The sequence below is a fragment of the Litorilinea aerophila genome, from assembly GCF_006569185.2.
In the GTDB taxonomy this organism is placed as follows: domain Bacteria; phylum Chloroflexota; class Anaerolineae; order Caldilineales; family Caldilineaceae; genus Litorilinea; species Litorilinea aerophila.
Genome location: NZ_VIGC02000039.1, coordinates 14,023 through 37,827 on the forward strand (window position 1 = coordinate 14,023; position 23,805 = coordinate 37,827).

Annotated in this window: 18 protein-coding genes and 1 tRNA gene; 6 read left to right on the forward strand and 13 right to left on the reverse strand. The window is 63.8% G+C overall.

Annotated elements, in window-relative coordinates; genetic code table 11:
- Positions 1 to 46 precede the first annotated feature (46 nt).
- The 7 genes from hisI to FKZ61_RS21320 all read right to left on the reverse strand — a co-directional run bounded on the left by hisI (position 47) and on the right by FKZ61_RS21320 (position 5,640).
- Entirely contained in the window at positions 47 to 433 is a 387-nt protein-coding gene (gene hisI, locus FKZ61_RS21290; protein WP_211358677.1) for a phosphoribosyl-AMP cyclohydrolase, read from the reverse strand.
- 20 nt (positions 434 to 453) lie between these two features.
- Positions 454 to 1,272: an imidazole glycerol phosphate synthase subunit HisF gene (gene hisF / locus FKZ61_RS21295; RefSeq protein WP_141612167.1), complete on the reverse strand. Its 819-nt coding sequence runs from the start codon at positions 1,270 to 1,272 to the stop codon at positions 454 to 456.
- Complete coding sequence (locus tag FKZ61_RS21300; RefSeq protein ID WP_141612168.1) at positions 1,273 to 2,538, reverse strand: HisA/HisF-related TIM barrel protein; 1,266 nt, start codon at positions 2,536 to 2,538, stop codon at positions 1,273 to 1,275.
- Positions 2,539 to 2,687: 149 nt separating this feature from the next.
- Entirely contained in the window at positions 2,688 to 3,554 is an 867-nt protein-coding gene (locus tag FKZ61_RS21305; protein WP_170200114.1) for an MBL fold metallo-hydrolase, read from the reverse strand.
- Positions 3,555 to 3,588: 34 nt separating this feature from the next.
- On the reverse strand, positions 3,589 to 4,239 hold the full coding sequence (hisH, locus tag FKZ61_RS21310) for an imidazole glycerol phosphate synthase subunit HisH (RefSeq protein WP_141612170.1): 651 nt from the start codon (positions 4,237 to 4,239) through the stop codon (positions 3,589 to 3,591).
- A 31-nt stretch (positions 4,240 to 4,270) separates the two neighbouring features.
- Positions 4,271 to 4,789, reverse strand: coding sequence for a DUF402 domain-containing protein (locus FKZ61_RS21315; RefSeq protein WP_211358678.1), 519 nt, complete (start codon positions 4,787 to 4,789; stop codon positions 4,271 to 4,273).
- Positions 4,790 to 4,824: 35 nt separating this feature from the next.
- Positions 4,825 to 5,640 carry a carbon-nitrogen hydrolase family protein gene (locus FKZ61_RS21320; RefSeq protein ID WP_141612172.1) on the reverse strand — a complete coding sequence of 272 codons (816 nt, stop codon included), beginning with the start codon at positions 5,638 to 5,640 and terminating at the stop codon, positions 4,825 to 4,827.
- Between the two features lie 309 nt (positions 5,641 to 5,949).
- On the opposite strand from FKZ61_RS21320, the gene lspA reads away from it, so the two are divergent.
- Together lspA and FKZ61_RS21330 are read left to right on the forward strand one after the other, a co-directional pair.
- Complete coding sequence (gene lspA, locus FKZ61_RS21325; RefSeq protein WP_141612173.1) at positions 5,950 to 6,534, forward strand: signal peptidase II; 585 nt, start codon at positions 5,950 to 5,952, stop codon at positions 6,532 to 6,534.
- Positions 6,535 to 6,590: 56 nt separating this feature from the next.
- Entirely contained in the window at positions 6,591 to 7,604 is a 1,014-nt protein-coding gene (locus FKZ61_RS21330; RefSeq protein ID WP_141612174.1) for an RluA family pseudouridine synthase, read from the forward strand.
- A gap of 960 nt (positions 7,605 to 8,564) precedes the next feature.
- Here FKZ61_RS21330 and FKZ61_RS21335 read toward each other — a convergent pair.
- The 3 genes from FKZ61_RS21335 to FKZ61_RS21345 all read right to left on the reverse strand — a co-directional run bounded on the left by FKZ61_RS21335 (position 8,565) and on the right by FKZ61_RS21345 (position 13,668).
- Positions 8,565 to 9,212: a response regulator gene (locus FKZ61_RS21335; RefSeq protein WP_141612175.1), complete on the reverse strand. Its 648-nt coding sequence runs from the start codon at positions 9,210 to 9,212 to the stop codon at positions 8,565 to 8,567.
- A complete protein-coding gene (locus tag FKZ61_RS21340; RefSeq protein ID WP_170200116.1) occupies positions 9,209 to 10,513 on the reverse strand; it encodes a PAS domain-containing sensor histidine kinase in 1,305 nt (434 codons plus the stop codon). The genes FKZ61_RS21335 and FKZ61_RS21340 overlap by 4 nt, the downstream gene beginning before the upstream one ends.
- A 488-nt stretch (positions 10,514 to 11,001) precedes the next feature.
- The gene (locus tag FKZ61_RS21345; protein ID WP_141612177.1) at positions 11,002 to 13,668 is read right to left on the reverse strand and encodes a M16 family metallopeptidase; all 2,667 of its coding nucleotides are present in this window, start codon (positions 13,666 to 13,668) and stop codon (positions 11,002 to 11,004) included.
- 320 nt (positions 13,669 to 13,988) lie between these two features.
- On the opposite strand from FKZ61_RS21345, the gene FKZ61_RS24355 reads away from it, so the two are divergent.
- The gene (locus FKZ61_RS24355; protein WP_141612178.1) at positions 13,989 to 16,244 is read left to right on the forward strand and encodes an NADP-dependent malic enzyme; all 2,256 of its coding nucleotides are present in this window, start codon (positions 13,989 to 13,991) and stop codon (positions 16,242 to 16,244) included.
- 244 nt (positions 16,245 to 16,488) lie between these two features.
- Positions 16,489 to 18,864 carry a hypothetical protein gene (locus FKZ61_RS21360; protein ID WP_141612179.1) on the forward strand — a complete coding sequence of 792 codons (2,376 nt, stop codon included), beginning with the start codon at positions 16,489 to 16,491 and terminating at the stop codon, positions 18,862 to 18,864.
- Positions 18,865 to 18,993: 129 nt separating this feature from the next.
- Here the strand turns inward: FKZ61_RS21360 and FKZ61_RS21365 are convergent, their stop codons facing one another.
- The 3 genes from FKZ61_RS21365 to FKZ61_RS21375 all read right to left on the reverse strand — a co-directional run bounded on the left by FKZ61_RS21365 (position 18,994) and on the right by FKZ61_RS21375 (position 20,740).
- Positions 18,994 to 19,779 (reverse strand): hypothetical protein, encoded by a 786-nt coding sequence (locus FKZ61_RS21365; protein WP_141612180.1) that lies wholly within the window; start codon positions 19,777 to 19,779, stop codon positions 18,994 to 18,996.
- Positions 19,772 to 20,479, reverse strand: coding sequence for a class I SAM-dependent methyltransferase (locus FKZ61_RS21370; RefSeq protein ID WP_141612181.1), 708 nt, complete (start codon positions 20,477 to 20,479; stop codon positions 19,772 to 19,774). The genes FKZ61_RS21365 and FKZ61_RS21370 overlap by 8 nt, the downstream gene beginning before the upstream one ends.
- 187 nt (positions 20,480 to 20,666) lie before the next feature.
- A tRNA-Lys gene (locus FKZ61_RS21375) sits at positions 20,667 to 20,740 on the reverse strand.
- A gap of 257 nt (positions 20,741 to 20,997) precedes the next feature.
- Here FKZ61_RS21375 and FKZ61_RS21380 point away from each other — a divergent pair.
- Together FKZ61_RS21380 and mmuM are read left to right on the forward strand one after the other, a co-directional pair.
- Entirely contained in the window at positions 20,998 to 22,284 is a 1,287-nt protein-coding gene (locus FKZ61_RS21380; RefSeq protein ID WP_141612182.1) for an aminopeptidase, read from the forward strand.
- A 47-nt stretch (positions 22,285 to 22,331) separates the two neighbouring features.
- Positions 22,332 to 23,285 (forward strand): homocysteine S-methyltransferase, encoded by a 954-nt coding sequence (gene mmuM, locus FKZ61_RS21385; RefSeq protein WP_141612183.1) that lies wholly within the window; start codon positions 22,332 to 22,334, stop codon positions 23,283 to 23,285.
- Positions 23,286 to 23,805 lie beyond the last annotated feature (520 nt).

Consider the following 23,805-nt stretch of genomic DNA (forward strand, 5'->3'; position numbering starts at 1 on the left):
AAGGTCCTTTCTGATCTGGTCTTGAGTACCGAGAGGCGTATGTTCATTACGGCTGGGCCAGGCCGCGATAGAAGCAGCTGACTGCGCCGGTGTGGCAGGCGGGGCCGGCCGGCTCCACCAGCAGGAGCAGGGTGTCGCCGTCGCAGTCCACGCAGATGGCGGTGACCCGCTGGGTGTGGCCGCTGGTGGCCCCTTTGTGCCAGAGGGTCTGCCGGCTGCGGCTCCAGAAGACCGTTTCGCCGATCTCCAGGGTCTGGCGCAGGCTGGTCTCGTTCATCCACGCCATCATCAGCACCTGGCCGCTGCGCCCATCCTGGACGATGGCGGGGACCAGCCCCTGCTCGTTGTAGCGCACCAACGACAACAGCTCGTCAACGTCCAGACGCTGATCCACATGGCGCAAAGGCTGAAAGGAAGGCTGAGAGATTTCCATGGGCATCACCAGGGCGGGGTTCAGGTGAGTGGGGCAGTTGGGTCCACCAGGTTGGCCGGGGGGATGCGCACGGGCACCTGATGCTGGCGCAGGTGTTCCTTGATGGCCATGATGCTGAGCTGGCGGAAGTGGAAGAGACTGGCGGCCAGCGCGGCCGCAGCGCCACCTTCGGTCAACACGGCGGAGAAGTGCTCCAGCTTGCCGGCGCCACCGCTGGCAATCACCGGGATGCTCACCGCATCGCTGACCGCCCGGGTCAGCTCGATGTCGTAGCCGGCCTGGGTGCCGTCGCCGTCCATGGAGGTGAGGAGGATCTCACCCGCGCCCCGGCGTTCGGCCTCCACCGCCCAGGCCACCGCGTCCAGGCCGGTGTTGATGCGCCCGCCGCTGACGTAGACGTCCCAGCCCGGCCCCCGGGCGGCCACCTCCTCGCCGTGGCGCCGTCGGGCGTCGATGGCCACCACAATGCACTGGCTGCCGAAGCGCCGGGCCGCCTCGCCGATCACGTCGGGATTGCGAACCGCCGCGCTGTTGATGCTGACCTTGTCAGCCCCGGCCAGCAGGATGGCCCGCATGTCGTCCACCGTGCGGATGCCGCCGCCCACGGTGAAGGGGATGAAGACCGTGTCGGCCACCCGCCGCACCATGTCGATGACAATGTCCCGGGCTTCGTGGGTGGCGGTGATGTCCAGAAAGACCAGTTCATCGGCCCCTTCCCGGTCATAGACCTGGGCCTGCTCCACCGGATCGCCGGCGTCTACCAGATCCACAAAGTTGACCCCTTTGACCACCCGGCCGTCCTTGACGTCCAGGCAGGGGATGATACGTTTGGCTAGCATTCAGGATCGCCCGTGTTGTTGCAGGAATTGGATGGCTGCATCCAGGGCCGAGAGCTGTTCCGGCGCCGTCTCCGCCAGGAGTTCCCACGCCTCGTCGGCGGTGAGCCAGCGGGCTTCACAGTGGTTCTCGTGGCTGAGCTGGACGTCGCCAGGGCCCACTTCGGCCAGATAGTAGGTGACTTTGCGCTCGATGGCGTAATCCCGGATGGAGACGGTGTACTGGAGCTCCACCTGGCACTCCTCGTGCAGGCGCACGATGGGGAGCCCCGTCTCCTGGACGAACTTCCGCCCTGCACAGGCGGGGCCGCCCTCGCCCTTGTCCAGCCGCCCCCGGGGAAATTGCCATTGTTCGAAGAAAAGGTTGAAAAGCAAGAGGAACTCGGGCCCCTGGCGCCCCTGGCGATAGGGCACGATACCGGCGCTGTGGCAGGCCAGGGGTCGCTGGCTTACCTCGATGGCCTGGGCCAGGTCCAGGCGGCCGGTGTACAGGGCCTGGCCCACGATGACCCCGTCGATGTTGTAATGCTCGTATGCCTTCAGACGCTCGATGTCCTCCAGGCCGGCCACGCCCCCGCTGGCGATCACCCGCAGGCCGGTCATGTCCCCCAACCGGGCAGTGGCCTTGACATTCACCCCGCTGAGCATGCCGTCCCGGCTGATGTCGGTGTAGACCACGGTGCGGACGCCCAGAGCATGCATCTGATGGCCCAGTTCCACGGCATCCACATCGCTGAGGGACTGCCAGCCGTGGGTGGCCACTTTGCCGTCCCGGGCATCGATGCCCACCACGATGCGCTGGGCGCCCCATCGCTTGAGGGCTTCCGCGACCAGGCGGGGATTTTCCACCGCCACGGTGCCCAGCACCACCCGATCCGCGCCCAACTCCAGGGCCAGGCGGATGTCATCCAGGGTGCGCAGGCCGCCGCCAAACTGGATGGGCAGGGAGACCGCCTGGCGGATTTCCCGCAGCCGGACCAGGTTGATGGGCAACTGGCGGTCCAGCTCCGCGTCGGGCGGCTCGGGTTCAGGGCGGCCAGGGTGTTGGATGAGGATGGTAGCAGGACGGTGGAGGGCGTTGATCTGAGCCCGGGTCGCCCCCAGTGCCCCGTCCAGGTTGACGACGTGGAGCCATTCGGCTCCCTGGGCAGCCCAGTGTCGGGCCATCTGGGCAGGATCTTCGCCAAAGACGGTTTCAGCGTCGGGATTTCCCTGCCTTAGCCGCACACAGCGGCCATGTCGAAGGTCAATTGCCGGATAGATAATCATACGTCCACTGTTCTCTTCATGCGAAACAAGCCCCTCGGCGCTGTTGTCACTCCGGGTCTATTGGAAAGGCTGACAGTCATGTCCAGCCAGGAGACCGAACCGACAGTGCCGAATCGACGTCTCCCAGTACCGGATCGACCCGGCACGTGTCATAACTCTACCATAAGGGTATCATAGGCGAACGTAACATCCCATCCCCGTTGGCGGCCAAGATCTTCGGCCAGGCGCTCCAATTCTGGCGGCGTCAGGCCGAAGGGTTCCTCCAGGTGGGCGAAGATCAGGCGCTGGGGGCGGAGCTGCTCCACCATGGCCAGGGTCTGCCGGAAGGTGGCTTCAGTCTGCAGGACCGGATGGTCGGCAGGAATCAGCCGACGCCCGGTGAGGGGATGGAACTCGAAGACGCCCGCAGGGAGCACGGCCAGCTCCACCCCGGCCAGCGCCGGCGGAGGTGTCCAGCCCAGCAGCTCATCCATGGCGATGAGGACACGGCGGTGGCCGTCCAGCTCCTGGAAGAGAAAGGCGTAGACATAGGATTCAGCCAGCGGGAAGGCGGTGACCTGCCAGCCGCCCAGGGTCAGAGGGCCATCGAAGGGATGAACCTTCACCAGGCCGCGGCTTTCCAGATAGCGGAAATTCTCCGCCAGGCCCAGATAGGTTTCAAAGTCAGCCGCTACCTGGGGGGGGAGGTAGATGGGCGTGCAGGTGTTTTGGGGAGGCCAGCGCAGCGCGTCCCAGTTGCGGGTTTCGTACATGCGCCGCCCCGCGGTGTGGTCCGGGTGCCAGTGGCTGTAGAAGCCGGCGGCGATGTGGCGAATGCGGGAACGGTCCACCTGGAGGCAGCTCTCCTCCGGCGTGTCGATGAGTACATCCGGGCCATGGACGAAGAGACTGGGCCCCGTGCGTTCCCAGGGGATACCGTGCTCCCGCGCGCCCTGACAGAGGGCGCATTGACAGCCGGGGCGGGGCGTCCGGAAGGCGCCTCCGGTGCCCAGAAATTCAAGGGCCAGTTGGGCCATGGCATTCCCTCCCTGCGGCATCGTCCTGAATGGGTCAGCCCGTCACCATGCGCATGAAGTTGGCCAAAATACGCAGGCCAACGGTGTGGCTCTTCTCCGGGTGGGGCTGGATACCCCACGCGTTCTTGTAGCGCACGATGCTGGGGTAGTCGATGCCATAGTCGGTGGTGGCCAGCACGGCCTCTGGGTCCGTGGCATCACAGAAGTAGCTGTGGGCGAAGTAGGCATAGGCACCATCGGGCACGCCGGCCAGCAGGGGGTTCTCCTGGCGGCGATGGAGCTGATTCCAGCCGATCTGGGGGACCCGCAACGTCCGGCCGGGGCTGCCGGGATCGGGCATCTGGTCGGGGAAGCGCCGGACCTTGCCTGGGATGAGGTGCAGCCCTTCGTGACAGCCCATCTCCTCGCTTTCGTCGAAGAGCAGCTGCATGCCCACGCAGATGCCCAGCAGGGGAAGGCCAGCATCCACTGCGTCCAGCAGGGGCTGCTCTAGCCCCTGGGCGCGCAGGTTGTTGACGCTGTCGCCGAAGGCGCCCTGGCCGGGCAGGACGATGGCCCGCCAGCGGGTCAGATCCGTGGGGCGATCCACAATGTCCACGGGGATACCCAGGGGAACCGCCACCGTCTCAAAGGCTTTGTAGACGCTGCGCAGGTTGCCCACGCCATAGTCAATAATCGCGATCATCGCCTTGTCACTCGCCTGTTCACTTGCCGGTTCACTTGACCGTAATGGCAAAGTTGCGGACCAGGGCCGGGGGAAATCGGTTCTGGCCAATGGCCGTGGTGAGCTCCCGAATGCGGTACTCGGCGTGCTCCACCTGGACCGGCGTGAGCTCGCCCGCCGTGGCCCTGGCATCGAACTCTTCTTCGTTCAGCACCGTCACACGGCCATCCGGCTCGATCCAAAGGGCGAGGATCAGGTCTTGGGTGGAAAGGGTGGAGTTTTCCCGATCCAGGGGCATGCAGACAGGCACATAGACGCCCACGGGGTTGCCCTCGGCATCGAAATATTTCTCCATCACCTGGCCATCTTCCAAAAACCAGAAGCGAAACCAGATGTAGCCGGGGCCGGCAATCTGGGTGTCGCCCACGTGTTGGGGTTCGGCAGTGGGGGCCCAGGTGGCGCGCTCCACCAGGACCTCGCTCAACCACTCGGCGCGGTAGTCGATCAGGGAAGGGTTCGTGCGCCAGGCGCCGCTGGTAATCACCGGGTGTCCATCCATTTTTTCCTGCACGGCTTTTCCCGCATGTTTTTCTGCATGGCCGGAAGTTAATACTTTTTGACGACGGCCCGATAGGCCGCAGGTTCCCGAAACTGGATCAGCTGCCGGTCCTCGCGCACGTGGCGCACCTCATCCAGGTCGATGGTGGCCACCGCGTAGCCCTCGATGGGCTCGTCCAACACGGTGTAGATCTCGCCCTTGGGGCCGACCAGGATGCTGTCGCCGGCGAAGCGCATGGTGGGCTCCTGGCCCACCCGGTTGGCGGCAGCCACGAAGACCGCATTCTCGCATGCCCGGCTGATGATGTGGGCCCGCCAGGAAGCGGCCATCTCCTCCTCCCAGTTGGCGCAGACCAGGATCAGCTCTGCCCCTTCCAGGGTCAGGCTGCGGGCCACCTCGGGAAAGGCCAGGTCATGGCCGATGGAGAGGCCAAAGCGTCCCCATTCGGCATCCACATTGACGAAGCGGAAGCCGTTGCGATACACCTGCCGCTCTTCGCCCAGCAGATGGACCTTGCGATACTCCGCGGCCACATCTCCTTCTGGCCCCAGGCAGACCACGCCGTTGTAGAGGATGCTCTCCACCTTTTCTTTGATGACCATGCCGAAGACGATATGGGTGCCGTAGTCGCTGGCCCGTTTGGCCAGGTAGTTGGTGGCATGCCCGGGGACCCGCTCCGCCAGGTCCGTCGCCCGCAGGCCCAGCTCCGTGCCGGTGTAGCTGAGCTCCGGAAAGACGATCAGATCGGTCTGCTGTTCGCTGCAGATGTGTTCGACAAAATCGCCCATCTTGCGCAGATTGGCCTCGGGGTTGGCCAGCGCCGGCGCCATCTGAACCAGGGCGACGGTGATCTCTCTTGGCATGGAGTACTCCTGTCCGCTTCAGCTTGGCCGCATTGGGTCATACACGGGGAACAGTATAGCACAGGCCGGTGGAATCACCATGAACGCCGGGGGACAGGTGCAGGTAAGCGGATTGATGGATCTTTGGGTGGCGGCTACTTTTACGATACAATGGCGGCAAGCAAAGGCTCATCTGCCCCAAAGGCGCGCCACCGGCCGTGACGGAAGTGGAAGTCTCCCAGGGGGCGATTGCTAAGGGGCGATGGGCCAGAGGAACTGTGCAGGAGAGCCATCCACCGACGTGGGTGCATCCCCAGAACAGGAATAGGCATGGACAGGGTACAAAACTGGTTTCAACGGGCCTGGCTGGTGTTGGCCGTAGCGGCGGTGGTTATCGCCCTGGATCAGATCACCAAGATGTGGGTGCGAGCGACCATCCCCAAATTCACCTATGTGGTGCCGATCCCGGCCTTGGGTGAATATTTCGTTTTCGAGCACGTGGATAACTACGGCGCCGCTTTCGGCATCCTTCAGAACAGGGGAAATCTCTTCATCCTGGTGGCCGCAGTGGTTGCCATCGCGATTCTGGTCTACGTACAACAGGTTCCCCAGGAACAGCGGTTCCTGCGGATACTCTTTGGCCTCCAGTTGGGCGGCGCATTGGGCAACGTGATCGACCGGCTTTACCAGGGCTACGTCACCGACTTCATCAAGATGGGCATCCCTGGCGTTTACTACTGGCCCAACTACAACATCGCGGACAGCGCCATCGTCCTGGGCGTGATCGGCCTGGGGATCTACGTCCTGCGGGAAGATTGGGGCCGCTCTCGCCCCCAAACCACCCACGACGAGGGCGGAGAGGCAGCTTCGGCCGCCGGCTCAACCGGCGGCTCATCCACAGAGGCATCTGGATGACTCCCCAGCGCAAACCGCACAGGGACAGGTAACAGGGATAGGTAACGAGGAAAACCATGGACGACGCCCTGGCGCCAGGAGAAGAGGCCGCAGGGGCCGGTAAAGTCATTCAGCTGCAGGTAGACCACGAGGGAGACGGTCAGCGGTTGGACCGGTGGCTGGCGGCCCAGATGCCGGGACACAGCCGGAGCGAAATTCAGCGGTGGATCAAAGAGGGGCGGGTGACGGTGGATGGTCGGGCCGCCAAAGCCAGCCAGGCGGTGGAATCGGGGCAGGTGGTCCAGGTGCAGCGGCTCGCCGAGCTGAAGCCGCTAGAAAAACTCGTTCCCCAGGCGCTCCCCCTGGATATTGTCTACGAAGACGCCGATCTGCTGGCCATCAACAAACCGGCCGGCCTGGTGGTCCACCCGGCGCCAGGCCACCCGGACCGTACCCTGGTGAACGCGGTGCTCCACCATTGTCCAGAGTTGCAGGGCATCGGCGATGAGCGGCGACCGGGCATTGTCCACCGGCTGGACAAAGACACATCAGGGCTGATCCTGGTGGCCAAATCTCTCCCGGCACTGCGTGCCCTACAGAAACAATTCAAGGAGCGCCAGGTGGAGAAAGAGTACCTGGCGCTGGTGGAAGGGGTGCTGGATCCACCCCGAGGACGGATTGTGGCACCCATCGGCCGTCATCCAACCCACCGGAAACGGCAGGCCGTGCTGCCGCCGGATGCCTTCGGACAGACCGCGGGGCGGGAAGCCATCACCGAGTACGAAGTGTTGGGTGTGTACACGGCACCGGTCCAGGATGGCAGCGCCAGGGGAAACTTCAGCCTGGTCCGGGTACATCTCCACACCGGCCGCACCCACCAGATCCGCGTCCACTTCGCCTGGCGAAAACATCCCATTGTCGGCGACACCCTCTACGGCTACCGGAAACAGCGGTTGCCTTTGGACCGCATGTTTCTCCACGCCTATCGGCTGAAATTCAGGCTGCCGGGCAACGGCCAGGAGATCGAACTTCGAGCCGAGTTGCCCCCCGAACTGCAAGAACTCCTCAGCCAATTGGAGCAGGCCCGTTAAAAGCGGGATAGCGGTTTCATCGTCCGAAACGGCGGTAGGACGAAGAGCCGCCACCGGATGAACTACCGGAATCGCTACTGCTTGTAGAACGAGAAGTGGAGCGGGACGAACTGCCGGTGCTGCTATCCCGATCGTCCGAACCCGGATCGTACGGATTCGGGCTATAGCCAGAACCGCCACTGGGGGCAGAGCCGCCGGGTTCAGAGCCACCAGGTACCGCGCTCGGGCCATATCGGCTGGGGCCATAGGGCGGGTAATCCTGCAGGGACGGCACTGACCGCTCCCGGACGATGCGTCGGTCGGGTGTTACGGCGAACCGCGTGTCAGTATACCAACTTCGAGCGGTCACCGCGGCAGTGTTGGCCAGAAAAAGCCCGTTAACCAACAGAATTAAAAAACAGCAGAGACTCAAGGTGATCAGCCGAGAGGCTTGCCGACGCCGCCGGATATCCCCGATTCCTCTGTTGTCTGAACGTACAGTTCTGTCCATCATGCTCATTCCACCCTCTATACCAGATACTTCATGTAAACTCACCCATTTTCCCCTCGTGTTGGAAAGAGAAGGCCTGTCTGTACGCCGGCTCTATTCCAGCTTGCATCACTTACAGTGTAGAGCAGGCCGTAGCTAAAAACCACGGTCAGACGTCAGAAATCAAATGGGGCAATCGACGCGCGCCAATGCCACATTTGTCTCACATTCGATTGATGGACGAAAAAAGTACGGGTGAGCAGATGAGGTAAAGGGAGTATCAAAACGTGGGCACAAAAAAGCTCCGGCTGACAGGGGACTCAGTCGGAGCTTTTTTGTAGAGGTCTTTAATCAACCTCGATTATGCCCTATTATACTCAACCCCAGGCTTTTGAACAGTAGCCACCGTAGACAAATCAGGTAGGAAAACCCAAACTGATTCTGTAGGAATATTCCTACAAGCGCTGGGAAGCTGACCCCATCCACGTGGATCAGGGATCCAACAGGAGGCCATGTTGCATGGCAAATTTGACCAGCGAGGGGAGATCGCTGATGCCGAGCTTCATCATCATGCGGCTGCGGTAAGTGGCCACACTCTTGGGCGAAAGGTGCAACAACTCGGCGATCTTGGCGTTGGTGTTCCCCCGGACCACCAACTGGAGCACCTGCCGCTCTCTGGCGCTGAGGGGCGCCAGGGGATCGTCAACCTCCTTGTTGCCCCTTCGCAAATACTCCTCGATGAGCTCATTGGAAATCTTGCGGCTGAGGTGCCGTTCGCCCCGATGGGCCGCCCGTACCGCCTTGATCAGCTCGGAGCCTGCCGATTCTTTCAAGACATAGCCCAGGGCGCCGGCCTGCAGGGCCCGATAGATGTATTGAGCGCTGGCGTGCATGGACAAAATGACCACCTGGGCCGAGGGACAGGCTGTACGGATCTGCCAGGTGGCCTCGATGCCGCCCAGCTCCGGCATGCGGATATCCATGATCACCACATCCGGGCGCAGCCGGGTTACCTCCTCCAGGGCCGCCAGCCCATCGGCTGCCTCCCCCACCACTTTCATGTCCGCCTCCGCCTCCAGAATGTGGCGCAGGCCATCTCGCATCATGGTATGATCATCGGCTAAAAAGACGGTGATCATGGGTGCTCCCCTTTCAACGGAATAGTGACCTTCACCTGGGTGCCATGGCCTGGGGTCGACCGGATCTCCACCTGTCCCCCGATGGCCACTGCCCGCTCCTGCATGATCAGAAGTCCCCAGCCATTCTCCCCACTTTCGCGGCTTCCCCGCCGGGGCTGAAAGCCGCAGCCATCATCGGTGATGGTCATGCAGACCTGCCCGGGATCGCCCTCAATCTGGATGGTCACCTGCTGGGCCTCGGCATGGCGTACCACGTTGGCCAGGGCCTCCTGGGCGATGCGGAAGAGACCGTTGACCACGGTGTCCGGCAACTCGGGCAGGATGCCCTCCTGGGAGACATGGGTACGCAACCCAGAGCGCACGGCCAGGCGACCGGCATACCACTCCAGGCCGTCCACCAGACCGTAGTCGTCCAGCACCATGGGCCGGAGTTCCGACATGACGTTGCGAATGCGCTCGGTGATCTGCTCCACCAGCTCCATGGAATCAGAGAGCCGCTTCACCAGGGGAGAGTCCTCTGGACAATGGTTCTGAACCTGGCCTCGGATGATACTCAAGTTGAGCCCCAGGGCGCCCAGGTTCTGGCCCACCTGGTCGTGCAGCTCATTGGCCAAACGCCGCCTTTCGGCCTCCTGAACTTCGGATAGGCGTTGGGCAAGCTGGCGCAGTTGTTCCCGATGCTCACTCACTTCCCGGAGCAGCTGCATGTTCTGGGCTTCCGCCTGCTTACGCTCGGTGATGTCCCGAATGGCTGCCAGCACTTCCTGGCTGTTCAGACGGGAGAAGCGGGCTTCGCAAGTGAGGACTCGGCCGGCCAGGGGCAGGTCGAACTCTTGGGTTTTCAACTCATGTCCCTGCAACGCCTGTTGCACGCCGGACTCTAGCCGGGCGCGCAGTTCTTCCGCCAACGCCGGCCCGGGCGGACGGACAGCGTACCCGTTGTGGACGCCGAAATGTTCAGGGATCCGTACACTGAGGAGCTCCCCCTGGGCCGAGAGATGGGCCACCATGTCCGGCAGCGCGTCCATCAGGGCCCGCAGGCGGGCTTCGCTGGCCCGGACGACGGCCTGGCGGTCCTGCTCCAGGAGCCGCCGATGCCAGACCGACAGCACGATCAAGCCGGCCACGATGACGTAGGCCCCCAGGGTCAAGAGGAAAAGCTGTTGGAAGGGGTGGGGCAAGGGGAAAAGCCAGGCCACCGCCAGGCACCCTAGCGTGTTGGCGGCGATAAGGACAATGGTCGAGCGTTGGGAAAAAAGCAGGCTGGCGAGCAGGACGATGGCCAATCCAAATATCATCATGGCAAGACGACCCTCGTTCTGCTGAATAAGCAAATAAAAGAATGTGCTATTACCGGTAATTAACCCCAACTCGGAAGCGCGATGATAGTGGGGAGTGCGACTAAACAGATAACAGATAAATAGGATAAAAATGACAAACAGAATACTCCAGCGGGAACGCTGCTCCGCAATCTCTGGCAGAAAGAAGAGCACATAGAGCTCACATAGGAAGCCCACAACTGAACATAACAAAAACATACCCGCCACCAACCGGGCCTGCCGCCGCTCATCTGCGCTCTGCAACAGCGGCGAAGGCTCGGTCAAATGGTACCAGAGACGCTTCACGGAAACCATGGCTGTCGCTCTGACCTCCTCTATGTACGCCACAACGATGGGCTCCATGCACGCCACGACGGGAACAGGCCGGGAGGGCACGCCCTCCGCCTGAGGCAGCGCACCTGCCCTCCCGGCGTCCCAGGCCATCCGCGGCCAGGAATGGCGCCCCGGATCTACGGCTGTGCCGGCCCTAGCTGGGAGACCACATACTGCTGCAAGTATTGCCGGGCCACCCGCTGGACATCCTCGGCCGTCACAGCCCGCAGCAGCTCCGGATAGCCCTCATCCAGCTCCACGCCCACGCCCAGGGTCTCGTACCAGCCCAGATACCAGGCCCGGCGCTCGGCTGTCTCGTGGGCGCTGGCATAGTCGCCGATGGCCTTGTTGCGGGCCCGCTCCAGCTCCTCCTCGGTGACACCGTTCTCCTGAATGTCCCGCACGATCTGCAAGATCCCTTCCCGGGCCACCTCCGCGTTCTCCGGCAGGGTGATGATGAAGGCGTACAGGTAGCTCTCGCCCCGCCGGGACGGATAGGCCGAAGAGGTGGAATAGGCCAACGCCTGCTCTTCCCGCAAGGTGGAGAAGAGGCGGCTGGTGAAGCCGGTGCCCAGGATGGTGTTTAACACCTTCATGGCCGGATAGTCTGGGCTGGCCACCGGAGGTGCCGGATACCCCACCATCATCCAGGTCAGGTTGGACTCTCGGGTCGCAGTGACCGTTTGATTGGCCGACAGGGAAATCTGGGGCGGGGCCGGCAGCAGATCCTCCTCGCCAGGCGCCAGGGTCCCCAGGCGACCCTGCAATCGGGCCCGCATCAGCCCGGCATCGAAGTTCCCCACCGCACTGATGACCAGGTTGTTGGGCACGAAGTAGCGGCGGTAGAACTCCCGGACATCCTCCAGGGTCAACTGGCGCAGGGATTCCACCGTGGCCGAGGCATTGCCGTAGCCGCCCGGGCCATACAGGGCCTGGAGCAGGTTCTGGAAGACCACGTTGCCAAACTGGTCGGCCTGGGCCTGGACCTCCCGCATCATCTCATCCTTCAGACGCAGGAATTCCTCCTCTGAAAAGGCCGGGTTGAGGAGCACATCCAGATAGATGGGCAGGGCCTGGCTCCAGGTGTCGGCCGTGGCCACCAGGGTGAGGTTGGCCATGTCGGGCAAGAGCCCGTAGTCCAGGCGAGCGCCCAGATTCTCGATCTCTTCGAACAGGGTCTCTTCATCCCGGCTGGTGGTACCCCGCATGAGCAATCGCATGGTCAGCTCGGCCAGGCCAGCCTCCTCGGCCGATTCCACGGAGGTGCCGCCGCCGATGAAGGTCTGCAAGGCTACCACTTCCGTGGTGTTGTCCGGCCGCAGAATGAGGCGCAGGCCGTTGTCCAGGGTGAGCACGCCCTCATCCAACCGGGCCGGGGCTTCGACTGCCTGCCCTTTGGGCACCAGCACCATCTCCAGATAGCGGTCCAGGTCGATGTACTTGCGGGCCACCGCCACCACGTTCTCCACCGTCTGGGCCTGGATCTGGTCGCCATAGGTCAGGGCGAAGCGGTAGTCGTCGGCCACTATCGAGTAAAAGCCCAGGGAGGAGGCGATGCCGTCGTTGGTCTCGTGGCTGTAGGCCAGGCTGGAAAGCAGCATGGTCTTGGCCCGCTCCAGCTCCGCCTCGCTCAGGTCACCCTCCAGGATGCGCCGAAGCTCCTGGAAGATGGCCTGCTCCACCAACGCCCGATTTTCGTAGGGGAAGGTGGCCGAAACGGTAAAGGTACTGGGATCCCGGGTGGTGAAGTAGCCCGCGTCCACGCTGTTGGCGATCCCCAGCTCCTTAATGATGTGCCGGTAGAAACGGGAGCCCCGACCCTCGGACAGGACCGCCAGCAGGACGTCCATGGCGTAGACGTCCTCCGGCTCTCGGATGGAGGGAGCCGGCCAGCCAAAGATCAGGTAGCCCTGGTTGACGTCGTGCTCGATGGTGATGACCCGACTCTCGGTCAGGGGCGGCGGCGCGGGGAAGCTGGGCCGCTCCACCGGCCGGGAGGGCATGGCCCCGAAGGTCTCGTCGATGACGGCGCGAATCTGGACCGGGTCGAAATTGCCGGCCACGATGAGGGTCATGTTGTTGGGCGTATAGTACTGCTCCTTGAAAGCCAGGAAATCCTCCCGGGTACGGGGATCCAGCCCCTCTTCAGTGCCCACAATGGGCATGCCATAGGGGTGCCCCTGGAAGAAGGTCTGGTAGAACTCGGTGGCCAGGAAGGTTTGGGGATTATCCCGCCGTTGATCCCGCTCCCGCAGCACCACCTGCTTCTCTTTGGCGATTTCCTCCTCTGGGAAGGAGGCATTCTGGGTGATGTCGGCCAGGATGTCGATGGCCTGGGCCGTGTGCTCGCTGGGCACTTCGATGTAGTAGTGGGTGTAGTCGAAGGAGGTGGCCGCATTGGTGCGCCCGCCCAGGGACTCCACCTCCAGATCCACCGTGCCCGGCCGGCTGGGCGTTCCCTTAAACACCATGTGCTCAAAGAAATGGGCAATGCCGTTGTTTTCGGGCGTCTCGTTGATGGAGCCCACCCCCACCCAGACATCCACCAGGGTCACGGCCACGTTGGGTCGGGGCACCAACAGCACCTGCAGGCCGTTGTCCAGTTGATAGGCCTCCAGGTTGGCGAAGACGGCCTCGGCTGGCTGGGCCAGGACCGGCGCGTCGGCCCCCTGGGCAGTGGGGACGCCCACCCCCGGCATCGTGGGGAGCACCAGGGACGCCATCATCACCGCGACCAGCAGCATCTGTCGCGTCTTTCGGATGAGCTTCCGCATCTTCACAAGCTGCCTCGTGTTCACGTTCATGGACTTCTCCTCGTTTCGTTCCTGAATCTGATTATCTGATTATACGAATGGCTCTACTGCACGAATGGCTCTACTGCACAAAGGTCAAATGAGGACGCTGCCCCACGCAGATGAACGCTGATTCGGCTTACTTTCTCCGGCGTTTCTTTGCGCCTTTGCGTTCAAAAATGCCCTTTCTGCAGGGGAGTCACGAATTGAGCCGCGATACCCCCTATGGCAGGACGTTGCCGATCCACCTGTCTTCGTGTACTATGAAAGATGCCACATATTTTTTGCTGTCGCTTGATGGTCCTCCGTCCGATGAAAGGTGAGTACGCCTTATGTCAATCACCCGAGAAGCAGCCCTACAGTATCATGCGCAAGGCCGGCCTGGCAAGCTGAAAATTGTGGCCACCAAGCCCATGGAGACCCAACAGGACCTCTCCCTGGCCTACTCGCCAGGCGTGGCCCATCCAGTTTTGGCGATTGCCGAAGATCCCCAGGCCGCCTACGAGTACACGGCCAAAGGAAACCTGGTGGCGGTCATCTCCAATGGCTCTGCCATCCTGGGGTTGGGGAACCGGGGAGCCCAGGCAGCCAAACCGGTGATGGAAGGCAAGGCCGTCCTGTTCAAGCGTTTTGCCGACATCGATGTGTTTGACATTGAGGTGGACAGCCAGGATCCCGAGGAGATCATCCGCTTCGTCGAAATGATTGCGCCCACCTTCGGCGGCATCAACCTGGAAGACATCAAGGCACCGGAATGTTTTCTGATCGAACGGGAGGCCCAACGGCGCTGCAACATTCCAGTCTTTCATGACGACCAGCACGGCACGGCCATCATCTCGGGAGCTGGCCTGCTCAACGCCCTGGAGCTGGTGAATAAGGAGATCGACAAGATTCGCGTTGTCATCAACGGGGCCGGCGCTGCCGGTATTGCCGTAGCCGAATTTTACATCGCCATGGGCGCAACCCGCGAAAACATCATCCTGTGCGACTCCCAGGGGGTCATCTATGCCGGCCGGGAGGAGGGCATGAACGAGTACAAGGCCCCCTACGCAGTGCCCACCCATGCCCGCACCCTGGCCGACGCCCTGGTGGACGCCGATGTCTTCATCGGCCTCTCGGTCGCCAACTGTGTGACCCGGGAGATGGTGCGCAGCATGGCCCGGGATCCCATCATCTTCGCCATGGCCAACCCCGACCCGGAAATCACCTACGAAGAAGTACAGGCCGCACGTAAGGATGTCATCTTCGGCACGGGCCGCAGCGACTACCCCAACCAGGTGAACAACGTCCTGGGCTTTCCCTTCATCTTCCGGGGTGCCCTGGACGTCCGGGCCACGGCCATCAACATGGAGATGAAGCTGGCCGCAGCCCGGGCCCTGGCCGACCTGGCCAAGGAAGATGTGCCCGACGGTGTCATTCGGGCTTATGGCCTGGATTCCCTCCGCTTTGGTCGTGATTATATCATCCCCAAGCCTCTGGATCCACGGGTGATGATGCGGGTGGCACCGGCCGTGGCCCGGGCCGCCATGGAAAGCGGCGTGGCCCGCATCCACATCGACCTGGAGGCCTACCTGGATCAGCTGGCCGCCCGCATGGGCAAGAGCGTCCAGGTCATGCGCAACATGGAGCGCAAGGCCAGCCAGGACCCCAAGCGGGTGGTCTTTGCCGAGGGCGAACACCCCAAGATCATCCGGGCGGCCTACAACGTGGAGACGGAAGGCATCGCCCAGCCCATCCTCCTGGGCCGCAAAGAAGAGATCCAGGCCCAATGCCGGGAACTGGGCCTGGATTACGCCCCCCTGGTGATCGACCCCAACCAGTCGGACAAACGCAAGGTCTACGCACAGCTCTTCCACGAGCGCCGTCAACGCAAGGGCGTGACCCTGAGCCTGGCCAACGATATCCTCCGCCAGCCCAACTACTTCGGTGCCCTCATGGTAGACCAGGGCGACGCGGACGCTTTCATCTCCGGCGTGACCTACAACTACCCGGAGGTGCTGCGCCCGGCCCTGCAGGCGGTGGGCACCGAGCCAGATCGCTGGGTCAGCGGCGTCTACCTGATGCTGGTCCACGACCGCCTCTACTTTTTCACCGATGCCACCGTGATCATCGAGCCCACCGTGGAACAGCTCGCGGCCATCGCCATCAACGCGGCCCAACTGGCCGAAGAGTTCGATGTGGAGCCCCGCATCGCCATGTTGAGCTTCTCCAACTTCGGCAGCACGCCCCACGAACAGGCCATCAAAGTGCGCAAGGCCACCGAGCTGGTGAAAAAGCTGCGGCCGGATCTCCAGATCGATGGCGAGATGCAGGCCGACGTGGCCGTGGTTCCGGAGCTGATGGCCCGCCACTACCCCTTCAGCCAGGTCAAGGACGCCAACGTGCTGGTCTTCCCCCACCTGGCCGCCGCCAACACGGCCTACAAACTGCTCAGCCGGCTGGGCGGCGCAGAAGCCATCGGCCCCATCCTGGTGGGCATGGCCAAGCCCATCCAGGTGCTGGCCATGGGCGCCGACGTGCGGGACATCATCAACATGACCATCCTGGCCGTGGTGGACGCCCAGTTCAAAAGCCAAAACAACGGCTGACGGCCCTCGGGAGGGTCTCCTGGTCTGGGAGACCCTCCCGACGTTTCAACCATCCTGACGCCTCCAAAACAACATCTCAAAAACCGTAGTGGGCCAGAAGTAGAGCCTCGGCCGCAGAACGCCCACCACCAGTGGGATACTTCTTCCCAGCGTTCTCTGCCTCTCAATGCCCCTGCGGGAATCGTCCCCATCTGAAGCACTTATTGATCACATCAGCACTTGTCACCTGAAAGGAGTCACATCCATGCCCCACGCACCCCATTCGGATCGGCCGGAGGGCCGCGCCACGTCCACAGCCAGCCGCAAGGCCAACTGGCGGGCCATCTGGGTTCTCTGCCTGGTGGCCGGCCTCTTCGTCCTGGCCGGCCACCAGGTGGTCCGCTCCCAGACCGGCCAGCCGGACGACCTGCCCAACTTCAGCAACACCGTCCGCATCACCAAGTTCGCCTCGCCGGCGGCAGAGGCCGGCTTCAATTTCAGCTGTGAGGGCTGCCCCAATCAGGCAGACAGCAGCTTCACCCTGACCGACACAGTGCCCGGCCAGATTTCGGTCGAGCAGTACCGGGACATCAGCGGCACCAACCCCATCACCATCACAGAACTGACCCCGCCGGGCGGCTACCAGCTCTACAAGATCGAATGCCTGGCCCAGGCCGGCGACGATCCCCTGCCCCTGGATCCCTGGGCCTACCAGGTGGTGGGCAGCAGCGTGGTGGTCACCGCCAGCATCACGGAGCTGGGCAAAGCCTACTGCAACTTCTACAACGCCATTCCCACCGACATCACCATCGTCAAAGTGGCCACGCCCAGCGTGGGCAGCGACTATGTCTTCTCCGGCACCCTGGGGCAGTTCACCCTGGATGATGCCGACCCTGATGACGGGGACAGCATCACCAACACCCAGGTTTTCAGCAACCTCTTGCCCGGCTCCTACGACATCTACGAGATTTTGCCGCCAGGCAGCAACGCGCTGGAAAGCCTGGTCTGCAGCGTCCACGACAAGGCGGTGGAATTTGGCCCGGCTGTGGTCGCCCAGGCCGACCCCACGACCGCCGGCTACGCGACCGACTTGTCCAACGACGGCACACCCGACACCGCCTGTGATGGCTGCGCCCCCTACGTCAGCAACAGCCCCAACGCGGAGAATCAAGGTGTGCTGGAATTTATGTTGCCCGACCCGGTTGCGCCCACCGACGGCGCGATCCTGAAGCTCCACCTGGGCATGCGCAACATTGTGAGCCCACCCCTGAGCGTCTCCCTCTACGGCTACGTGGGCAACGGCACCGTGGAGAATGGCGACTTCGATGCGGGGAGCCTGATCGCCACCTTTACCATCTCCAACGAGGCCGTCGTGGCCATCGACGTCACGGACTTCATCTCGACCCAGCTGGCCAACAACGTGGGCACGGTAGGCTTTGGGCTACGCCTGCCGGGGGAAGATCCCTCGGACTTTTTCCTGGATGACCTGAACCCCTCCCTCGGGCAGACGCCCGGTGTCCTGCATCTGACCACCTCCACCGGGCGGCGCATCGAGCTGGAGGGTGGCCGGCCGGTGGTCTGCACCTTCGGCAACCGGGAGGGGAACGGCCGCATCACCGTGGATAAGGTGACCTTCCCCGCAGGCAGCCCGGCCGAATTTTCCTTCAGCCTCAATGGGGGCCCCAACCAGATTCAAACCGGCTTCGTGATCAGCGACACGGCGCCCCCCTTTGACAGCGGTCCCCTGGCGCCAGGCACCTACAGCCTGACCATGGAGACCCTGGCCGGCTGGAATGTCACCGCGGTCCTTTGCACCGACGGGGTGAACGAATACGACCCCTCGGCCATCTCCCTGCCAGCCGGCGTCACTGTCGCCTGCACCTTCACCTGCACCCAACAGAGCACCATCGTGGTGGACAAGCTCACCATGCCCGCCGGTGACACCACCCCCTTCTCCATGACCCTGGATGGCCAGGCGCTGTCGTCGCCCATCCAGTTCCAGCTGAGTGACGGCAGCACGCCCTTCACCACCGACCTGGATCCCGGCCTCTACAGCCTGACAGAGGCAGCGGTGCCCGGGTGGGCGCTGACGGCGGCCGCCTGCAGCGACAGCAGCCCCCTGGACGCCATCGATCTGGAGCCGGGAGAAACCGTCACCTGCACCCTCACCAACAGCCAGATGTCCGTGGCCGTCACCAAGACCGTGGGGCTGGATGCCACCAGCTGTGGCGCGAGCAGCCAGCTCACCGTGGCGCCGGGCACGCCGGTCTACTTCTGCGTGACCCTGGAGAACACGGGTCATGTTACCCTAAGCGACCACGTCCTGGTAGACCAGGCTGTGGGGCTCAACGTCACCTTCCCGTACACGCTGCCGCCGGGCGCCCAGGTCCAGATCACCAACGACATGTTGACTTCCCTGGACCTCCCTCCCCTGCTGGGGCCCATCACAGCCACCAGTGACATCTCCAATACGGTCATCATCACCAGCGGCCAGGGTACCAGCAACCCCATCACCCGCCAGGCCCAGGCCACGGTGACCATTCCGCCCACGGCACTGGAGGGGGATGATCAACCGGCCCGGCCAGAAGAGGCAGGCGAGAACCGGATCTACCTGCCCCTCATCGGGGCGGACATGCCATAGCGGCCCAACCCGGGAGGGCCTCCGACAACGAGCGGCCAACAACCCTGCACATTCAAAATCGCCGGGGGACGGAACCCATCCGTCCCCCGGCGATTCATCTTGTGCGCCCTCTATCAGCACTTTCTATTACTACACGAAAGAATCGCTTCCCCGCGAGACCGTGACGGCGGCGATCTCCAGCCACTGTTCCCGGTCACAGCCCACCAGCCCATGGGCGAAACGCCCCTGGGGCGTCACCACCATGTACTGGTTGTCCAGCCAGATCACCAGGCCGGCCGGTCCACAGGGGGCGGTGGCACAGGCGAGGATCAGCGTCTCATCCACCCAAAAGCGTGCCCGACCTTTTTCCCACACAATGCGATAGGTGTGCCAGTCGGTCATGGCAGTGGGCACCAGGGCTTCGCAGACACCCATGGCCGCCTGCCCCACCGGCCACAGGCGCCGGTAAAGCCAGGGCCAGCGCATCAGGGGCAACGCCAGGGGAGCCGTGGGCAGCAAAAGGAGAAACGGCCAGCGGCTGGCGTCGATGGTGGCCGCCTTCCAGCCGTGGCCCGGCACGCCCGCGGCCAGGGCCATGTTCGAAGGCGGCGAGCTAAAAAAGAACCAGATGGCCTGGGGCAGGGCCGGCCACCGGCGCCCGGTCATCCAGAAGGGGTCATTCCAAAAACCGAAGCCAGCCGTCCCTTTCAGCTCGCTATGGCTATGCGAAAACCTGGCGCGCACAGTCAGGGACACCGGCGGTCGCCAGGGAAAACGGCGCCGGGGCAACCCCTGGTAGTCGTCCAGCTGGGCATTGCTGTACACGAGCCCTGGGCACGCGCCCCGCACCAGCCGCAGACCGGTCGGCCCGGCCTCCACCCGGCCGCTGCCCACGGTGTGGCGGTGATGCCGCCCTCCGCCCAGCCAATCAGACACAGCGGGCTTCCCTGCTGACTCCATCGGCCACTCCCTGCGATCCCGGGGCCAGATTGGCCACCAGCACAGCCACCCGGGCCGGTCCATCCACCACCTCATTCCACGTGGGGGTGAAGCCTGCTGCCACCAGCCGCGCCTCCCACGTGGAGACCTGCCTGCTGGAAGGGCGGCCGTAGAAGGCGGGCATCAGGCGGCGCCAGGGGGAAGTCAGGTCCACCCACAGGCCCACCACCACCAGGCGCCCCGTGGGCGGCCGCAGGACTCGCCTGCATTCATCCAGGGTTTTCTCCTCCAGGATGTAGGGAGCTGGGAAGGTGGCCAACACCCAATCCATGCTCGCATCGGCCAGGGGCAGGGCCTGGGCTCGGGCCTGCAGGCGGATAGGGGGCTGCGGGCATCTGGCGAACCGCCGCCGGGTCACCTGCTGCATGGCCCAGGAAGGCTCCACCCCGATCACAGGTCCGATCCCACGGTGGGTCAACTCTGCCAGGAGCGCGCCGGTACCGAATCCCAGCTCCACGCCCGGCCCGGGGCCGATGAAATCCAGAGCCAGCCGGCGCCAATGGGGCCAACGCCCTGCACTGACCGACAGGCTCACCCAGTCATAGGCCCAGGCCAGTTCATGGTACAGGCGCTGGCAGGCCCAGGCATAGGCCCGGCTGCAAAGCCGGCCCATGGCATCGTCTATCCAGCGAGGCATCCGTTCCTCCCACGTTGCCCATGCAACCACACCGGCATGCTGCCGGAGGACTGTTCACGACGCCCCCTGCTTTGGAACGTAACCAGCTCAGTGGGTCAAATGGGGGCAAAAACATGGGGCGCTACCTCTCTCGCTCCCTACATCCAGGGCTCAAGAGCGGTAACGCCCCTGCGTCTCACAATTCAGGTGACCCACCAGGGACTCGAACCCCGAACCCGCTGATTAAGAGTCAGCTGCTCTGCCAAATTGAGCTAGTGGGCCAGACCGATTCATTTCATGAACAGGTTCAGTATACCGTTTTGGGGCCACTCTGTCAAAATCCACAGGTGTATAAGTGTACCCCAATACGAATCCCCACAGCCGCGCCCCTGAAACTTGGCTTGCCCTCCATTGCCGGTATAATGGAACCAGCATATCACCAACGAAGCCAACCCTGCTGAAGCAGCCCCGCTGCCTTCAGCGCTACCTAAGGCCCGCCCAAAGAGTAGTCAGGGCCCGCAACGAAAGTGAATCCATCCATGGCTGATTACACCCTGAGCGCACAGCAAGACCGCTACGCCCACCTGCTGGTACGCACCGGCCTAAACCTGCAGCCGGGACAATCCCTCCGCATCGGCGCGGAAGTGGCCCACCGGGACTTCGTCCAGCGGGTGGTGGCCGCCGCCTACCAGGCCGGCGCCCGTTACGTCCACGTGGACTGGCAGGAGCCCCTCACCGCCAAGGCCCGCTACCTCCACAGCGCCCCCGAAAATCTGGAATATCTGCCAGACTACGAGATCGCCCGCCATCGCCAGATGGTGGAGGAAGGCTGGCCCCGGCTCAGCCTGGTGGGCAACGAGTTCCCAGACATCTTCGACGATGTGGACCCCACCCGGATGCGCCAGGTGGCCGCTGCCCGCTCCCGCCACCTGAAATTTTACATGCAGGCCGTCATGGCCAACCGCATGCAATGGTGCGTGGCCGCAGTGCCCACCCCCGCCTGGGCCACCAGGGTCTTCCCCAACCAGCCAGCCGAAGAGGCCATGGAGCGCCTCTGGACCACCATTTTCCGCACCTGTCGCCTGGACCGCGAGGACCCGGTGGCGGCCTGGCGCCAACACGACCAACAGCTTAAGCAGGTGGTCACTTTCCTGGCAGCCCGCCAGGTCCAGGCCCTCCACTTCGTGGACAGTACCCCCGGGCCCGACGGGAAACCCCGCACCGACCTGACCGTGGGGCTCACCGACCGCCCCCAGTGGCTGGCCGCCTCGGCGGTCACGCCTTCAGGCGTCACCTTCTTTCCCAACATGCCCACGGAAGAGCTCTTCACCACGCCCCACAACGGCCGTACCCACGGCTGGGTCCGCACGTCCAAACCCACCTTCCCCTTTGACCGGGAAGTGGCCAACGCCTACTTCCGCTTTGAGGAAGGGGAAGTGGTGGAATTCCACGCCGAGACCGGCCAGGACGTGCTGGCCCAGTTCTTCCAGATCCCGGGGACCCGCCGGCTGGGCGAAGTGGCGCTGGTGGATGTCCGCTCCCCCGTCAGCCAGGCCGATGTGCTCTTCTATGAAATTCTCTTCGATGAAAACGCTGCCTGCCACATCGCCTTTGGCGAGGCCTACCCCGGCGGCGTCCAGGGGGGCGACGGCCTCGCACCGGAGGAGCTGGAGGCCCTGGGGGTGAACAAGGCTGACGCCCATCTGGATGTGATGATCGGGACGCCCACCATGCGGGTGGAGGGCCTCTGCGCCGACGGGAGCCGGGTGACCATCATGGACGCCGGGCAGTTTGTGCCCGAGATCCTGGGAAAGGCCCAGGGCTGAGCCGGCTGCAATGGCCAATGGACGTCCCCACGGAGAGCAACCCGTTGATGGATCGACGATGTCTTGACCCTTTTCTGCAGGAGGCCGGCGTGGTCATCCTGGACGGCGCGCTGGCCACCGAGCTGGAACGCCGGGGGGCCAACCTGGACGATCCCCTGTGGTCGGCCAGGATCCTGCTGGAGGCCCCAGAGCTGATCCGCCAGGTCCACTATGACTATTTCTGCGCCGGCGCGGATGTGGCCATCACCGCCAGCTATCAAGCCACCTTCGAGGGCTTTGCCCGCCGCGGGCTGAGCCGGGAACAGGCGGAAGAACTCCTGCTGCTGAGCGTGCGGCTGGCCCAGGAAGCCCGGGATCTCTTCTGGGCCGACCCGGCCAACCGCCAGGGACGGATTCGTCCCCTGGTGGCCGCGTCCATCGGGCCCTACGGCGCCTACCTGGCCGACGGCTCCGAGTACCGGGGCGACTACGGCCTGTCGGTGGAAGCGCTAATGGACTTCCACCGGCCGCGCATGGCCGTGCTGGCCGCCAGCGGGGCCGACCTGTTGGCCTGTGAGACCATTCCGTGCCAGGCCGAAGGGGAAGCTCTGGTCCGGCTGCTGGCCGAATTTCCCCAGGCCGTGGCCTGGCTCAGCTTCAGCTGCTGTGACGACCTCCACGTCTGCCACGGCGAGCCCTTCGCCCGGTGCGTCCGCCTGGCCAGCCGCTCGGAGCAGGTGATCGCCGTGGGCCTCAACTGCACCCCGCCCCGCCACGTGGAAGCCCTCCTGCGCCACGCGGTCGGGGTCACCGACCGCCCCTTGGTGGCCTACCCCAACAGCGGCGAGACATGGGATGCGGAGCATCACTGCTGGGTGGCCGGAAGCGGAGAAACCGACTTTCGGACGCCGGCCCTGCGCTGGTATGCGGCCGGCGCCCGGCTGATCGGCGGCTGCTGCCGCACCACCCCGGCAGATATCCAGGCCATGGCCCAGGTTCTGCGCCATCGGTCACAGGTTTGACAGCCCCGGCTTCAAATGCTATCTTTCTACCTGCCAATGACCCTGGACGCGGAACCTGTTCGCCGCTCCACACGATCATGGGAAACAATGAACGGATCTGATCAAACGACCAACCCGGCTGACAGTCAGCCGGACCCAGACAGTCACCTGCCCAACGGTCGCCAGCCGTGGCAGCCCGCTCCTGGCCGGCCGGGCCGCTCTGGCGCCCCCTGGGCTCGTACGCTGTCTGTTCACAAACAGGATGCCCGACGGCGTCCTCATAGGATTGCTGGCAGAGACGACCTGCAGACGTCCTGGGCCTGGTTGAGCTGGGGCGCTCCCCGGGTAGCAGCTGGGAGGCAGGGCTCGTCCACGCCAGATCTGGCGCCGTCTGGGTTCAAGACATGAGCCCCCGCCGGACGACGACTCGATAGCGAGTCAGCCCGGCTAAGACAACAATCACGCCAGATCTGGCTCTGGCGTGATACTCCTCCCAAACCCTCTCCAAGCATGCCAGCCGCCTCACCCCGGCTGGCAATTT

What these genes read in the sequence shown, in the direction of transcription:
- FKZ61_RS24355 (WP_141612178.1), top strand. Translation starts at nt 13,989, where the DNA reads ATGTCAATCACCCGAGAAGCAGCCCTACAGTATCATGCGCAAGGCCGG.
- FKZ61_RS21330 (WP_141612174.1), top strand. Translation starts at nt 6,591, where the DNA reads ATGGACGACGCCCTGGCGCCAGGAGAAGAGGCCGCAGGGGCCGGTAAA.
- FKZ61_RS21345 (WP_141612177.1), bottom strand. Translation starts at nt 13,668, where the DNA reads ATGAACGTGAACACGAGGCAGCTTGTGAAGATGCGGAAGCTCATCCGA.
- FKZ61_RS21340 (WP_170200116.1), bottom strand. Translation starts at nt 10,513, where the DNA reads ATGATGATATTTGGATTGGCCATCGTCCTGCTCGCCAGCCTGCTTTTT.
- FKZ61_RS21320 (WP_141612172.1), bottom strand. Translation starts at nt 5,640, where the DNA reads ATGCCAAGAGAGATCACCGTCGCCCTGGTTCAGATGGCGCCGGCGCTG.
- mmuM (WP_141612183.1), top strand. Translation starts at nt 22,332, where the DNA reads ATGGATCGACGATGTCTTGACCCTTTTCTGCAGGAGGCCGGCGTGGTC.
- hisI (WP_211358677.1), bottom strand. Translation starts at nt 433, where the DNA reads ATGGAAATCTCTCAGCCTTCCTTTCAGCCTTTGCGCCATGTGGATCAG.
- FKZ61_RS21335 (WP_141612175.1), bottom strand. Translation starts at nt 9,212, where the DNA reads ATGATCACCGTCTTTTTAGCCGATGATCATACCATGATGCGAGATGGC.
- lspA (WP_141612173.1), top strand. Translation starts at nt 5,950, where the DNA reads ATGGACAGGGTACAAAACTGGTTTCAACGGGCCTGGCTGGTGTTGGCC.
- FKZ61_RS21370 (WP_141612181.1), bottom strand. Translation starts at nt 20,479, where the DNA reads ATGCCTCGCTGGATAGACGATGCCATGGGCCGGCTTTGCAGCCGGGCC.
- hisF (WP_141612167.1), bottom strand. Translation starts at nt 1,272, where the DNA reads ATGCTAGCCAAACGTATCATCCCCTGCCTGGACGTCAAGGACGGCCGG.
- FKZ61_RS21300 (WP_141612168.1), bottom strand. Translation starts at nt 2,538, where the DNA reads ATGATTATCTATCCGGCAATTGACCTTCGACATGGCCGCTGTGTGCGG.
- FKZ61_RS21380 (WP_141612182.1), top strand. Translation starts at nt 20,998, where the DNA reads ATGGCTGATTACACCCTGAGCGCACAGCAAGACCGCTACGCCCACCTG.
- FKZ61_RS21305 (WP_170200114.1), bottom strand. Translation starts at nt 3,554, where the DNA reads ATGGCCCAACTGGCCCTTGAATTTCTGGGCACCGGAGGCGCCTTCCGG.
- FKZ61_RS21360 (WP_141612179.1), top strand. Translation starts at nt 16,489, where the DNA reads ATGCCCCACGCACCCCATTCGGATCGGCCGGAGGGCCGCGCCACGTCC.
- hisH (WP_141612170.1), bottom strand. Translation starts at nt 4,239, where the DNA reads ATGATCGCGATTATTGACTATGGCGTGGGCAACCTGCGCAGCGTCTAC.